This window comes from Aquabacterium sp. TM01, assembly GCF_057808345.1.
The window spans coordinates 2464488-2479152 of record NZ_AP046529.1; the positions used below are offsets into that span (position 1 = coordinate 2464488).

Annotated in this window: 13 protein-coding genes; 7 read left to right on the forward strand and 6 right to left on the reverse strand. The window is 61.7% G+C overall.

Features of this window, described 5'->3' with window-relative positions; translation table 11 throughout:
- Positions 1-40: 40 nt before the first annotated feature.
- The 3 genes from gcvT to gcvP all read left to right on the forward strand — a co-directional run bounded on the left by gcvT (position 41) and on the right by gcvP (position 4636).
- Complete coding sequence (gene gcvT, locus AC3WW4_RS11240) at positions 41-1156, forward strand: glycine cleavage system aminomethyltransferase GcvT (protein ID WP_488828493.1); 1116 nt, start codon at positions 41-43, stop codon at positions 1154-1156.
- A gap of 109 nt (positions 1157-1265) precedes the next feature.
- Positions 1266-1640: a glycine cleavage system protein GcvH gene (gene gcvH, locus AC3WW4_RS11245; RefSeq protein WP_339582413.1), complete on the forward strand. Its 375-nt coding sequence runs from the start codon at positions 1266-1268 to the stop codon at positions 1638-1640.
- A 92-nt stretch (positions 1641-1732) separates the two neighbouring features.
- Positions 1733-4636 carry an aminomethyl-transferring glycine dehydrogenase gene (gcvP, locus tag AC3WW4_RS11250; protein ID WP_488828494.1) on the forward strand — a complete coding sequence of 968 codons (2904 nt, stop codon included), beginning with the start codon at positions 1733-1735 and terminating at the stop codon, positions 4634-4636.
- A gap of 101 nt (positions 4637-4737) precedes the next feature.
- On the opposite strand, the gene AC3WW4_RS11255 is transcribed toward gcvP, so the two are convergent.
- The 6 genes from AC3WW4_RS11255 to ppsR all read right to left on the reverse strand — a co-directional run bounded on the left by AC3WW4_RS11255 (position 4738) and on the right by ppsR (position 10772).
- Positions 4738-5619 carry a PEP-CTERM sorting domain-containing protein gene (locus AC3WW4_RS11255; RefSeq protein ID WP_488828496.1) on the reverse strand — a complete coding sequence of 294 codons (882 nt, stop codon included), beginning with the start codon at positions 5617-5619 and terminating at the stop codon, positions 4738-4740.
- A 148-nt stretch (positions 5620-5767) separates the two neighbouring features.
- Positions 5768-7213 carry a phenylacetate--CoA ligase family protein gene (locus AC3WW4_RS11260; protein WP_488828497.1) on the reverse strand — a complete coding sequence of 482 codons (1446 nt, stop codon included), beginning with the start codon at positions 7211-7213 and terminating at the stop codon, positions 5768-5770.
- Positions 7214-7216: 3 nt separating this feature from the next.
- Positions 7217-7927, reverse strand: coding sequence for a PEP-CTERM/exosortase system-associated acyltransferase (locus AC3WW4_RS11265; protein ID WP_488828499.1), 711 nt, complete (start codon positions 7925-7927; stop codon positions 7217-7219).
- A gap of 208 nt (positions 7928-8135) precedes the next feature.
- Positions 8136-8786, reverse strand: a complete 651-nt coding sequence (locus AC3WW4_RS11270) for a GNAT family N-acyltransferase (RefSeq protein WP_488828500.1) — start codon at positions 8784-8786, stop codon at positions 8136-8138.
- A 253-nt stretch (positions 8787-9039) separates the two neighbouring features.
- Positions 9040-9873, reverse strand: a complete 834-nt coding sequence (locus tag AC3WW4_RS11275) for a fused MFS/spermidine synthase (RefSeq protein WP_488828501.1) — start codon at positions 9871-9873, stop codon at positions 9040-9042.
- Between the two features lie 80 nt (positions 9874-9953).
- A complete protein-coding gene (ppsR, locus tag AC3WW4_RS11280) occupies positions 9954-10772 on the reverse strand; it encodes a posphoenolpyruvate synthetase regulatory kinase/phosphorylase PpsR (protein ID WP_488828502.1) in 819 nt (272 codons plus the stop codon).
- A gap of 239 nt (positions 10773-11011) precedes the next feature.
- Between ppsR and ppsA the strand changes: the two genes are divergently transcribed.
- From ppsA to rpsR, 4 genes are all read left to right on the forward strand, one after another.
- Positions 11012-13417, forward strand: a complete 2406-nt coding sequence (gene ppsA, locus AC3WW4_RS11285; RefSeq protein WP_488828504.1) for a phosphoenolpyruvate synthase — start codon at positions 11012-11014, stop codon at positions 13415-13417.
- A 206-nt stretch (positions 13418-13623) separates the two neighbouring features.
- The gene (gene rpsF / locus AC3WW4_RS11290) at positions 13624-13989 is read left to right on the forward strand and encodes a 30S ribosomal protein S6 (RefSeq protein ID WP_488828506.1); all 366 of its coding nucleotides are present in this window, start codon (positions 13624-13626) and stop codon (positions 13987-13989) included.
- 53 nt (positions 13990-14042) lie between these two features.
- Positions 14043-14333 carry a primosomal replication protein N gene (gene priB, locus AC3WW4_RS11295; RefSeq protein ID WP_488828507.1) on the forward strand — a complete coding sequence of 97 codons (291 nt, stop codon included), beginning with the start codon at positions 14043-14045 and terminating at the stop codon, positions 14331-14333.
- A gap of 30 nt (positions 14334-14363) precedes the next feature.
- A complete protein-coding gene (gene rpsR / locus AC3WW4_RS11300) occupies positions 14364-14657 on the forward strand; it encodes a 30S ribosomal protein S18 (RefSeq protein ID WP_488828508.1) in 294 nt (97 codons plus the stop codon).
- The last annotated feature ends 8 nt before the right edge of the window (positions 14658-14665 follow it).

Sequence of the window (14665 nt, forward strand, 5' to 3'; positions counted from 1 at the left end):
CTCAGATTGCCCTCCACTGGCCTCGCCGCCAGACACAGCCATGTCCGCTGACCTGCTCAAGACGCCCCTGCACGCCCTGCACATCGAACTGGGCGCCAAGATGGTTCCCTTCGGGGGCTACGACATGCCCGTGCAGTACGCCACCGGCATCCTCAACGAACACAAGCACACCCGTGCCGCCGCCGGCCTGTTCGATGTGTCGCACATGGGCCAGGTCCTGCTCAAAGGCGACGGCGCCGACGTGGCGCTCGAATCCCTCGTCCCAGTCGACATCGTGGATCTGCCTGTGTTCAAGCAGCGCTACGCCCTGTTCACCAACGAGCAAGGCGGCATCCTCGATGACCTGATGGTCACCCGCCGCGAGAACGACCTCTTCGTGGTCGTCAACGCCGCGTGCAAGAACCAGGACATCGCCCACCTGCAGCAGCACATCGGCGCACGCTGCACCGTGCAGCCCCTGCCCGACCAGGCGCTGCTGGCGCTGCAAGGCCCGCAAGCCGTCACGGCCCTGGCCCGCCTGAACCCCGACGTGCAAAAGCTGGTTTTCATGACCGGTGCGCACGTCACATTGGACGGCATCGACTGCTTCGTCACCCGCTCCGGCTACACCGGCGAAGACGGCTTCGAGATCTCGGTGCCCGCCGACAAGGCCGAACAACTGGCTCGCGTGCTGCTGGCCCAACCCGAAGTCAAGCCCATCGGCCTGGGCGCCCGCGACACGCTGCGCCTCGAAGCCGGCCTGTGCCTCTACGGCCATGACCTCGACACCGCCACCACGCCTGTGGAAGGCAGCATCACCTGGGCGATCCAGAAGGTGCGTCGCGCTGGCGGCGCCCGTGCCGGCGGCTACCCTGGCGCCCAGGTCATCGACGCCCAACTGGCCAATGGCGCAGCCCGCAAGCGCGTCGGCCTCATCAGCACCGAGCGCATGCCCGTTCGCGAAGGCGCCAAGGTCGTCACGGCTGACGGCACCGAAATCGGCGTGGTCACCAGCGGCTCCCCCAGCCCCAGCCTGGGCCAGCCCATCGCCTTGGCCTACGTGCCCCCAGCCCATGCCGCCGTCGGCACCGAGCTGTTCGCCGTGGTGCGCGACAAGCGCGTCGCCATGACCGTCACCACCCTGCCCTTCGTGCCCAACCGCTACCACCGCGGTTGATCGGCGCGCCCCGCAAGTTCGCGCTACTGTCGTCAAAAACCCGCCACAGGGCTGAGATACTCATGCCCGTTCGGCAACCCAACCTTTTTCCATTTTCAGGACGTCTCCCATGACCATCAAGTACACGCCCGACCACGAATGGCTGCAAATCGAAGCTGACGGCACCGCCATCGTCGGCATCACCCACCACGCACAAGACGCGCTGGGCGACGTCGTGTTCGTCGACCTGCCTGCCGTCGGCACCACCTTCAACCCCAAGGACGTGGCCGGTGTGGTCGAGTCCGTGAAGGCCGCCGCTGACGTCTACATGCCCGTCACCGGCGAAATCACCGAAGTCAACGAAGCCCTGCGCGACGACCCTTCGCTGGCCAACACCGACCCCACCGGCGCCGGCTGGTTCTTCAAGGTCAAGCTCAGCAACCCCGCTGAACTCGACGCCCTGATGGACGCCACCGCCTACGACGACCTGCTCAAGAACGCCTGAGCCTCGTCTGACGCCATCGCGCCCTGCGATGGCCTCTGCCCCGCACACCACCTGTGCGGGGCCGCACTCCCTGCCTGACGCCGTTGCCCACCATGCCGAACACCGCCCTGCCCACCCTCGCCGAACTTGAGAACGCGAACGAATTCCAGGCCCGCCATCTGGGCCCTTGGGACGAAGAACAAGCCCAGATGCTCAGCGCCATCGGCGTGGCATCGCGTGAAGCGCTGATGGAAGGCATCGTGCCGGCCAGCATCCGCCGCTCGGCCCCGATGGATCTGCCCGCCCCGATCACCGAAGCCCAGGCACTGACCGAACTCAAGACCATTGCGCAGCAAAACAAGGTGATGCGCAACTTCATCGGCCAGGGCTACTACGACACCCACATCCCCGGCGTCATCCTGCGCAACATCCTCGAGAACCCCGCCTGGTACACCGCCTACACGCCCTACCAGGCTGAAATCTCCCAAGGCCGCATGGAAGCCCTGGTCAACTTCCAGACCATGGTGACCGACCTCACCGGCATGGCCATTGCCAACGCCTCCATGCTGGACGAAGCGACTGCCGCGGCTGAAGCCATGACCCTGGCCGCCCGCGGCGGCAAGAGCAAGTCCACGCGCTTCGTCGTCTGCCACGACGTCTTCCCGCAAACTCTGGAAGTGATCCAGACCCGCGCCAAGCCGCTGGGCATCACCGTGGACCTGGTGCACGCCAGCAATCTGGCTGCCCATCTGGAGTCCAACGACTGCTTCGCCGCCCTGCTGCAATACCCCGGCGTCAACGGCCAGATCCGTGACCTGCGCCCCCTCATTGACGCCCTGCACGCCAAGGGCGCGCTGGCCATCGTCGCCGCCGACCTGCTGGCCCTGACCCTGCTGACGCCGCCGGGCGAACTCGGCGCCGACATCGCCCTGGGCACCACCCAGCGCTTGGGCATGCCCATGGGCAACGGCGGCCCACACGCCGCCTACCTGGCCACCAAGGACGAGTTCAAGCGCTCCATGCCTGGCCGTCTGGTCGGCGTGAGCGTGGACAGCCATGGTGACACCGCCTACCGCCTGGCCCTGCAGACCCGCGAACAGCACATCCGCCGGGAAAAAGCCACCTCGAACATCTGTACCGCTCAGGTGCTGCCCGCCGTGATCGCCAGCATGTACGCGGTCTACCACGGCCCTGCAGGCCTGAAGCGCATCGCCCTGCGCGTGGCCACCTACACCGCCATCCTGGCCGAAGGTCTGAAGGCACTCGGTCGCAAGCTGGTCCACGACACCTACTTCGACACCGTCCACGTGCTGGCCGAAGACCGCGAAGCCGTGATGGCCAAGGCCGTAGCCATGGGCATCAACCTGCGTGATGCCAGCGCCGACAGCGTCAGCATCTCGCTGGACGAAACCACCACCCGCAACGACATCATCGACCTGTGGACAGTGCTGGCTGGCGACAAGGCCCTCCCCTCTTTCGCCGCCTTCGAGCACGGCATGCCCCTGGGCCTGCCCGCCGCCCTGCGCCGCACCAGCACCTACCTGACGCACCCGGTGTTCAACACCCACCACAGCGAAACGGAAATGCTGCGCTACATCCGTGCCCTGTCCGACAAGGACCTGGCGCTGGACCGCACCATGATCCCGCTGGGTTCGTGCACCATGAAGCTCAACGCCACCAGCGAGATGATCCCCATCACCTGGCCGGAATTCGCGAACATTCACCCGTTCGCACCGCGCGAGCAACTCAAGGGCTACGAGTTGCTCAACGAGCAACTGTGCGCCTGGCTGTCGCAAGCCACGGGCTACGCCGGTATCAGCCTGCAACCCAACGCCGGCTCACAAGGCGAATACGCCGGCCTGCTGGTCATCAAGGCCTACCACGAGTCGCGCGGCGAAGGCCACCGCGACATCTGCCTGATCCCCGAGTCTGCCCACGGCACCAACCCGGCCAGCGCACAGATGGTCGGCATGAAAGTGGTAGTGACAAAGTGCGATGCCCAGGGCAACGTCGACCTCGACGACCTCAAGGCCAAGTGCGAACAGCACAGCGCCAACCTGGCTGCGGTGATGATCACCTACCCGTCCACCTACGGTGTGTTCGAAACCCGTGTGACTGAGCTGTGCAAGCTGGTTCACGAGCATGGTGGCCGCGTCTATGTGGACGGCGCCAACATGAACGCCCTGGTGGGCCTGGCCGCTCCCGGGCAGTTTGGCGGCGACGTCAGCCACCTGAACCTGCACAAGACCTTCTGCATCCCTCACGGCGGTGGCGGCCCCGGCGTCGGCCCCGTCTGCGTGGTCGAAGATCTGGCCCCCTTCCTGCCCGCCCACCGCTCGGCCGGCGTGGGCAGCGATGCACAAGTCGGCGCCGTCTCGGCTGCCCCGCTGGGCAACGCCGCCGTGCTCCCGATCAGCTGGATGTACATCCGCATGATGGGCGCCGAGGGCCTGAAGACCGCCACCGAAGTGGCCATCCTCAACGCCAACTACGTGGCCGCCCGCCTAGCCGACCACTACGACATCCACTTCAGTGGCGGCAGCGACACCATCAAGGGTGGCGGCGTCGCCCACGAGTGCATCCTGGACCTGCGCCCCTTGAAGGAAACCAGCGGCGTTTCGGCCGAAGACGTGGCCAAGCGCCTGATCGACTACGGCTTCCACGCGCCCACGCTGAGCTTCCCTGTGGCCGGCACCTTGATGGTGGAACCGACCGAGAGCGAATCGCAAGCCGAGCTGGACCGCTTCTGCGACGCCATGATCGCCATCCGGGAAGAGATCCGCCTGGTCGAGCAAGGCAAGCTCCCGCAAGACGACAACCCGTTGAAGAACGCGCCACACACGGCGGCCAGTCTGCTGAAGACCGAGTGGCCGCATGCCTACAGCCGCGAGCTGGCAGCCTATCCCGTGGCCAGCCTGCGCAAGCAGAAATACTGGTCACCGGTGGGCCGCGTCGACAACGTCTATGGCGACCGCAACCTGTTCTGCTCGTGCGTGCCGGTCAGCGATTACAGCTGATCCTCACACACCACACGCTGAAAAAACAAAAGGCCCCGAGAGGGGCCTTTTACTTGAGGTCGCCGCTAAGTTCAGTGCAGCAACCTTAGGACAGAGCGATCTCAAGCCTTACGGCGGGTTGCCGCACCGGCACCGAGCAAGCCCAGGGCGATCAAAGCCAGAGCACCCGGCTCAGGAATCGCATTGCCCTTGACCGAACCGGTCGAGGCAACAGTCCAACCCAGGCTGGAAGCTGCGCCATTGGCGTCGTTGTAAGTCACGTCCAAGAACAAGTCGCGCTTGTTGCCATTGGCATCGTTCAAGCTGTTCGTGTTGAAGTTGTCATAAGCCGCGCCACCGGTCACATCCAAGAAAGCCTGACCAGCGCCTGCGAATGTTGAAGTGTTGTAGGTGGACACGTAGCTCGTGGTCGCGTTACCAGCCAACACGGCGCCAGAGGCAAACACTGCACTCAGCCAAAGGTTGGCAGGATTGTCGGTGATGCCAGGATACAGGCCAGCAATCAGGTTAACACCAGCACCGGTCGGGCCCAAGGCGGGGTTGTAGTCCGATGTGTTCTTGTACAGGTTAACGAAACCGCCGACCGACAAAGCAGTCGTCGTGCAACTACCGGTGACGATGCTGCACTGCGTGTCAACCGTTTGGTCCATCAAACCACCGAACACGCCAGTCAGGTAGCCATTGACACCCTTTGTGAAGAGCGTTTGGCCCGTGCTGGTGTTGGTGATCAGCGCAACCGAAAAGATACCTGCGGTATCAAAGCTACCGGCCCCGGTACCACCCAGCGAAGCAGCGTCGCAAGCAGCGGGGTTGTTCACGCAAGGGGTGCTGGTGGTGGGGCTGTAGCCAACATTACCAACGTCGTAGTTATCGATGGTGATCTTGATATCACCAGCGGAAATCACGAATGCATTGGCGGAGCTGACAGCGCTGGCAGCCAACGCGACGGCTGTCAGGGTTTGTTTGATTGTGGACTTGATCATGAGACCTCCTGGGTGATTGAACTCTTCCAACGATTCTCATTAAGCACTCTTCGTGCCACCCCTAAAAAAAATCTCAAGCCATTGATTTATAAACGATTTTCAAATCAATCAACGACACGCCGCATCGCCCTGTCAAGAAAATCGACACTCAAACAGACGACGCATCGAGGTAGGCAAACTTCCGCTCATGGTCCAGCAACGGACGCCAAGGGAACGCCATCGGCCCCAAAACCTCCACAAGCACCTCGCCCGGCCAGCGTGACTGCACTTGCCCCAGCAATTGTTGGCGCACCCCCCCCTCCTCGGCCACCACATCGCTACATGCCTGGAACACCACCCGAACCCCACCTCCAACCTGCGGCAGAATCTTGAACGCACCCGTCAACTGGTCCGCAACCGAGTGATCCCGATAGATGCAGTCTTTCACCTCCTCCACTGAGGGCAAGCGGTCTGGACGGTCTTTGATTCGCCCCTTGACCGCGATCATTGGCAACCATGGCGACACCGTTTTCGACTGAGCCGACAGCGCTCTGACCTCCTCCGGCGTCAACAAACGTGCCATGTCGCCGGTGGTGTAACGCGGCAGCGGAATCACCGCGTGCGTGTCCAGCATCGTCACGCACATCTCCCCGTAGCCGTCCGGGCCAGGGGCAAGGATCTCAATATGCGAACGCAACGGGTTGTAGCAAAACAGGGACGGCATAGCCTCACCAGACCGATCCACACCCAGAATCGTCGCCATGTCTCCTTGTCGCAAGGCCGAGCGACGAATGCGGATTGTTTCGCGCGTCTCGAAAAGCAAATTCAAACCCAGCTCGCCAACACCAAAAGAGCTGCCAATCAGACGGGTGTCATCGCCATCCAGATCAATGCCCATGCGTGCAGCGATGTAGTCACGCTGCGACTCCACCAGAATCTCTTCGCCGATGATCACGCTGGTGTTGAGCGCTCGCCAATCCACGCCTGCGGCATTCGCCTCGTCGAGCAAGGCACGGACGAACAGAGGGTCCGTGCAAAGGACAGTCTGCTGGAATCTCGGCCCGACGTCACGCAAGATGGAGCAGGCCATGTCCTCACGCACGCTGACATTGGCCACCGCCACGGCTCTAGACCGAAACACGACCCCCATTGGCAGACAGTTCACCAGCAAAGTGGTCCGCTGGTCCACACCAAAAACATCCTGAAGCCCCAGGTCAATGTCGAACCAACCCTCTTCGTGTTGCGCGCGCTCAGTGAGCCGAAACCCAAAACTGCGACCACCACGACCGGAACTGGTGAGCACGTCCGCCAAATCCTTCGCAGGCACATCACGCGCCAGCTCGCTCAGTGCAAAGCGGCCGAAAGTATTTTGCTTCGTCAGGACAGGCAGGTTTTTCCATACCAAAGGCTCGCGCGAAGCCTTGGCATCAATGCCATGCTCACTCAGCAAGGTGCGGTAAGCAGCGCTGTGCTTCGCTGCGAAGTGAATCATCCTCGACGCTTTTTCTCGCGACTGATTCATCATCTTCTGCGGATCCATGCCCCGCCCCATCTTCAAGATGAGCCCACGCAGCCCACGCACAGCGCCTTCAGGCAGCAGCGACAACCAACTCATGCCTCAAGCCTCGCTACGCATCCACTCCAGCAAAACAGGCGCCGACTTGCTCAAGCCATCCTCAAGCTGACGCAAATCCCCCAGGAACGGCGCAACCGGCCCGTAGTAGTCGGTGTAAGGCCCGATCTGCTCAAAACCAAAGTTCATGCCCATCAGGGCTTTGGCCAGGTAGCGCTCCATGGCGGCGTACCAGTAGCGGATGTCGTGCTTCAGGCTGTACTGGTACATCTGGCGGTACATGCACAGCAGGATCTGCGGTGAGCTGACCCGGCGCTCGTGGTCAGACAGGTGATCTTCATCCACATTCACGCCTGCAAGCTTGTCCCCATGACGACGACGGTAGCGCGATGACACCATCAAGCGACTGATCTCAGCCGACTGATCGGAGGGCGGCAAAGACACACCGTCCAGCAACTGCACACAATGGGTCTGGAATGGAAAAGTCTGGATGGCGTCCGGGCGCACCAGGCGCACATAACCCGCGATTTCGTCTTGCAGGTTCAGCGAGATGAAATGAGATGAGTGAGCATCACAGTCATCGTGCTCACGACCATCTGGATGATCTGCCGCGTCCAGGTAATTGCATTCGAGGCAATAGACCTGATGCCGAAGTTGGTAGGCCCGGTCCATCAAGGCTGCGTCTTCCACGGGGCGAACCTCTCGGCCAGTGAAGTAAGGCGCGAAATTCACAGGCTCTGCAGTAGATGCACTCATGGCACAACGGCTTTCAGGTGAAGTGGGCCAGTGAATTTGACAGGCCACTGGCTATCCCGGTGGTAGCGCCCCTCACATTTCCAGACACCTGCCCCGCTCGAATGATCATCCCACCCGACAGACGACTGAAGTGTAACGGCATGTGTGAAACACTTTCACACTTCAATGTAAAGCAAATTTCTCACGAACAACACCGAAAAATGCTTTCTCAGCAAATCTCCGGCTCGGGCAAAGCTCCCAGCAACTCCGGGCGTCGCTGCCTGATTCGCACTTCGACTTCACGGAGATCAATGAGATAAGGCGCCACAGGGCCGTAGTAATCCGTGACCGGCCCAATCTGACGAAACTCAATGCCCAGCATGCGCTGCAGCACTCGAACGAGCGAGCGCTCCATGGCGGCATACCAATATCGGACACCGTGACGCACACTACAGGCATGCATCTGCATGAACAGATTGCACAAAATCTTGGGGGACCGGTCAGGCTGTCGTCGGTAGTCGGCCGACACCATCAAACGGCTGATTTCTGCGGACAGATGTGCCGGGGGTGAATGCGCCCCCGCCTCAAGCGTCAGGCAGTGGTTTTGAAACGGAAAGGTGCCGATCGGATCCGGACGAACCAGGCGCACATAACCTGCCACGTCACCGTCGTCGCCCCAGCTGGCAAAGTGGTAAGACTGGGCGTCATGCTCGTCGGACTCACAACCCTCCGGGTAATCGACTGCATCGAGAAACCCCTGCTCCAGGCAATAAATCTGAAACCTCAACTCATGCACCTTGCGCATCAAAGCAAGGTCACGCGACGGGTTCAATTCGTGAGCAACGAAGCCGGACTCCCGCTTGATCACTTCCAGGCTCATTGCACTCTCCGTCCGTTGGCTTACGGTCAACCATCCTGATGAACAACTCAACGCGAGGCACTGAGGCCGGTGGTTGACAGACGCAATGAGCGCACTGATGGTGTTCTGCTGAGCGGATGGTCCCACCAAAGAGGGACCCGCCTGTAACGGCAGGTTTCCCCCTCCTGACCCTGCTCACACCAGATTACCCAGCGAAAGAGGCCACCCGGACGGCCCAATCTCCGGTTACAGGTGCTTTCAGAGCCAAGTCAGCTCAGCGCTTGCCGCCCGAGCGCTTGCGCTGAACGGGCGCCCTCTTCGTGCCACTCTTCGCCGCGACGGGTGCCGCCGCCACTTTAGGCTTGCGCACCACCGCGTCCGCATCACTGACTACAGCCGGCTTCGCCCTCACAGGCGCCGTCCACCAAGGCTTCAGCTCCTCCTCCAACCCAGGCAGGACATCCTCGAGCGTGGCCTGATGCACCGAATCCAACTCACGCCAGCGCCGCCGCACACTGCCGGCGCACGCCTTGAACGCAGCATCATCACCGGCCAGCACGACCAGGTTCCCGCCGCATGCAACCTCCAGCGGCACCACCGGCTCCCCAAACATCTGCCAGATCCGCCCGATCAAGCGACTGCACTGCGGCTCCTGGTCCTGCAAATTCACCATCAGGACCCCGGACGGGCGCAAGGCCGCACGGCACGTCTTGTAAAAAGCCAGGCTGCACAAATCCTCGGGTTGCTCACCCTCAGGACCAAAGCCATCGACCAAGATGACGTCGTAGCTGTCACGTGGGGTCGTCGCCAGAAACGCGGCGCCGTCACCCTGAATGACGGAGAACAGCTCACAATCGGCAGGCACCTGGAAGGCCTCACGGGCAGCAATCACCTCGGGGTTGATCTCCACCACGGTGATGCGAGCCTGCGGCAGATGTCGATGGCAATACTTGGCCAAGGACCCGCCCCCCAGACCAATCATCAAGATGGATGCTGGCTGAGGCTGCAGCAGCAAAAACGCCATCATCACGCGGCTGTAATCCAGGTCCAGCGCGGTCGGGTCGTCCAGCCGCATGCGGCTCTGGATGCTGGTCTCGTCAAAGCTCATGATGACCGACTCACCGTCTTGCTCGACGATGGGAGAAGGCTGGGTCGCATCCGACACCAGGGGTTTGGAGGCTTGATTCATCAGTACACCAACCGATCAGGACGGATGTCACGCAAAATGGTGGTCGCAATCTCTTCAATGGACTTGTGGGTGGACGACAGCCAGTCGATGCCCTCGCGGCGCATCATCGCCTCCCCCTGATTCACCTCGAATCGGCAATTCTCCAAGCTGGCATATTTGCTGTTGGGGCGCCGCTCGTTGCGAATCTGACTCAGGCGCTGCGGGTCGATGGTCAAACCGAAGCACTTCTTCTTGTAGGGCTTGAGCATCGTCGGCAGAAAGCCGCGGTCAAAGTCTTCGGGAATCAGAGGCACGTTGGCGGCCTTGATGCCGTGCTGCATCGCGAGATAGAGCGATGTGGGCGTTTTGCCGCAACGGCTCACCCCCACCAGCACCACGTCGGCCGTGTCGAGACTGCGCGCTGACTGCCCATCATCGTGCTCCAAGGCGAAGTTGATGGCCTCAATGCGATCGTTGTACCCCCGGTCCTGGCTCGGATCACTGAAACGCCCCACCCGGTGGTTGGACTTCATGTTGAACTCTTCTTCGAGCGGGATCACGAAGGTCTGGATCACGTCGAAGACCTTGCCCTCGCAGGTCTTGAGGATGGGCATCACATCGTCATTGGCCATCGTGATGAACACGATGGGTCGCTTGCCCTCGCGCACGCCCGTGGCGTTGATTTCACGCACCACCTGGTAGGCCTTGTCCACCGAGTCGATGAACGGGCGACGAATGTGACGCGGCTTGATGGCGAACTGGGCCAGGATGGAATTGCCCATGGTTTCGGCGGTGATGCCGGTGCCATCGGAGACGAAAAAGACAGTGCGATCGGACATGAAATGGTGGGGCACTGAACAGTGACAGAGGCACGAGACGCACCTCAAGGTCACGACCCAGTTGCGAGCCCTGGAATTGGAAACAGACAAAGCCGGATCATAGGCCTGACCGTACAATGTCGCACATTGATGCCCTGCCCCAGCTTTTCCGCACCCAGGCCATACAAATAGAACTCCAGGCCTCTTTGCGACATCGGACAAGGCAACGCCAGATTTTTTGACCATCCTGGAGCTTTTCTATGACCAACCGCTTTGAGCCGACCGCCCTGGTCGTGCCTTTCGAGCAATTGCGCAACGAGGACGTTGAAGTCGTCGGCGGCAAGAACGCCAGCCTTGGTGAGATGATCTCGCAACTGCCCAACGGCGTGCGCGTCCCCACCGGCTTTGCCACCACGGCACACGCTTTCCGCCAGTTCCTCCAGCACGACGGCCTGGCTGACCGCATCAGCAAGCGCCTCGCCGCACTCGACACCGAAGACGTGCGCGCCCTGGCCGAAGCCGGCGCCGAGATCCGTGCCTGGGTCGAAGCCCAGCCCTTCCCCGCTGACTTGGAACAGGCCATCCGCACCGCCTACGCCAAGCTGGCCGGCGACAACCCTGACGCCTCGTTTGCTGTGCGCTCGTCCGCCACAGCCGAAGACCTGCCCGACGCCTCGTTCGCCGGTCAGCAGGAAACTTTCCTGAACGTCGTCGGCATCGAAGACATCCTCCACAAGATGAAGGAAGTGTTCGCCTCGCTGTATAACGACCGTGCCATCTCCTATCGCGTGCACAAGGGCTTTGCCCACGACGTGGTCGCCCTGTCGGCCGGCGTGCAGCGCATGGTGCGCTCCGACCTTGGCGCCGCTGGCGTGATGTTCACCATCGACACCGAGTCGGGCTTCCAGGACGTGGTCTTCATCACCTCCAGCTACGGCCTGGGCGAGACCGTGGTGCAAGGCGCGGTGAACCCCGACGAGTTCTATGTGCACAAGCCTGCCCTGAAGGCCGGCAAGCAAGCCGTCATCCGTCGCAACCTGGGCTCCAAGCTGATCAAGATGGAGTTCGCATCGGCCGAAGAGAAGGCCGCCTCTGGCAAGTTGGTGCGCACCGTCGACACCACCGTCGAGGCCCGCAACCGCTACAGCCTGACCAATGAGGACGTGACCGAGCTGGGCCGCTACGCCGTCATCATCGAAGAACACTACGGTCGCCCGATGGACATCGAGTGGGGCAAGGACGGCACCGACGGCAAGCTCTATATCCTGCAGGCTCGCCCCGAAACGGTGAAGAGCCAGCAGCAAGGCAAGGCCGAGCAGCGCTACAAGCTCAAGGGCACCGGCACCGTGCTGGCCGAAGGCCGCGCGATCGGTCAGAAGATCGGCACCGGCCCTGTGCGCATCGTGCACAACATCTCCGAGATGGACACCGTCAAACCCGGCGACGTGCTCGTCACCGACATGACAGACCCCAACTGGGAACCCGTCATGAAGCGCGCCAGCGCCATCGTGACCAACCGTGGCGGCCGCACCTGTCACGCTGCCATCATTGCGCGTGAACTGGGCATCCCCGCCGTGGTCGGCTGTGGCAACGCCACCGAGCGACTGACCGACGGCACCCTGGTGACCGTGGCCTGCTCCGAGGGCGACACCGGCTACATCTACGAAGGTCTGCTGGAAACCGAAGTCACCGAGGTGACCCGTGGCGAGATGCCGCACATCGGTCTGAAGATCATGATGAACGTGGGCAACCCCCAATTGGCGTTCGACTTCGCCCAGATGCCCAACAACGGCGTCGGTCTGGCTCGCCTCGAGTTCATCATCAACAACAACATCGGCGTCCACCCCAAGGCGATCCTCGACTACCCGAACATCGACAACGACCTGAAGAAGGCCGTCGAGTCGGTGGCCCGTGGTCACGCCTCGCCGCGCGCTTTCTACGTCGACAAGCTGGCCGAAGGCATCGCCACCATCGCTGCCGCGTTCTGGCCCAAGCCCGTCATCGTGCGCCTGTCGGACTTCAAGTCCAACGAGTACAAGAAGCTGATCGGCGGTTCGCGCTACGAGCCGGAAGAAGAAAACCCGATGCTGGGCTTCCGTGGCGCCTCGCGCTACATCAGCTCCGAGTTCGGGGAAGCTTTTGCCATGGAATGCGAAGCGCTCAAGCGCGTGCGCAACGACATGGGCCTGACCAACGTCGAGATCATGGTGCCCTTCGTGCGCACGCTCAAGCAAGCCGAGCGCGTCACCAACATGCTGGCTGACCACGGTCTGGTGCGCGCATCCAAGGGCGGCAAGGACGACCTGCGCGTCATCATGATGTGCGAGGTACCTTCCAACGCCATCCTGGCTGACCAGTTCCTGGAGTTCTTCGACGGCATGTCGATCGGCTCCAACGACCTGACCCAATTGACGTTGGGCCTGGACCGCGACTCGGGCCTGGAACTGCTGGCCGCCGACTTCGACGAACGTGATCCAGCCGTCAAGGCCATGATCTCTCGCGCTATCGCGGCCTGCCGCGCCCAAGGCAAGTACATCGGCATCTGCGGCCAGGGCCCCAGCGACCACCCCGACTTCGCCGAATGGCTGGCTGCCGAAGGCATCGTCTCGATCTCGCTGAACCCGGACACCGTGGTTGAAACCTGGCAGCGCCTGGCTGCCAAGTAAGCACCGAACCAGCGACGGCGCCCCAAGCGATGGGCGCCATATGACGCTGATTCACAAACGCGCCACCCACGGGTGGCGTTTTCATTGCTATAATCGTGGGTTTTCTGAATGTTGCCCTTGGCTTAAACACCAGGGGCAGCCCTTGCCGTTAGCGGGTTTGACGCTTCGCGACGGCTTCCATCAACTGGAATCCACAAGGAGTTTCCATGCGTCACTACGAAATCGTCGTGCTGATCCACCCGGATCAAAGCGAACAAGTGCCCGCCATGCTCGAGCGCTACAAGACCCTGATCACCACCACCGGTGGCCAGGTTCACCGCGTTGAAGACTGGGGCCGCCGTCAACTGGCTTACCAGATCAACAAGCTGGCCAAGGCTCACTACCTCTGCCTGAACGTCGAAATCAGCAAGGAAACCCTGGCTGAAATCGAAACCGGCTTCAAGTTCAATGACGCCGTGCTGCGTCATCTGACCGTGCTGAAGGACAAGGCTGAGACCGCTCCTTCCGTCATGATGAAGCAAGTTGAGCGTGAAGAGGCCCGCAAGGCCCAGCAGGACCAAGCCGCTGCCTGATTGATGCCACAAGGCGTCCAGGCACTGCGTCCACCCGTTCACCGATCGACTGCATGAACCGCGTCCTGCTGTCTGCACAGATCATTGAACGCAAAGCGCTGAGATACACCCCCGCCGGCCTGCCCGCCCTCGACCTCGTGCTTCAGCACGAATCCGAGGTAACCGAGGCCCAGCAAAACCGCAAGGTCAAGCTGGACATCAAGGCAGTTGCCCTTGGCCCTATGGCCGAGAAACTGAATCGGCAAGAAATTGGCCTGACCTTCGGGTTGGTCGGTTTTCTCGGGGCTCCGCGTGCTGGACGTGGCGTGCTGCTGCACATCACCGAACTCAACGACAACGTTTAACACATCCATTCGGATAAAAGAGAGGTCATCATGGCTGCTCCCCGCTCCAAGAACGGCAAGTTCTCCAAAGACCGCAAGGGCAAGCGCAACACGCAATCCCTGCTGTTCCGCCGCAAGCGCTTCTGCCGCTTCACCGTCGCCAACGTCGAACAGATCGACTACAAGGACGTTGACACCCTGCGCGACTTCATCGCTGAAAACGGCAAGATCATCCCCGCACGCCTGACCGGCACCCGCGCGATCTACCAGCGTCAGCTGACCACCTGCATCAAGCGCGCTCGCTTCCTGGCCCTGCTGCCTTACAGCGACCAGCACCGCGTCTAAGGAGTCCT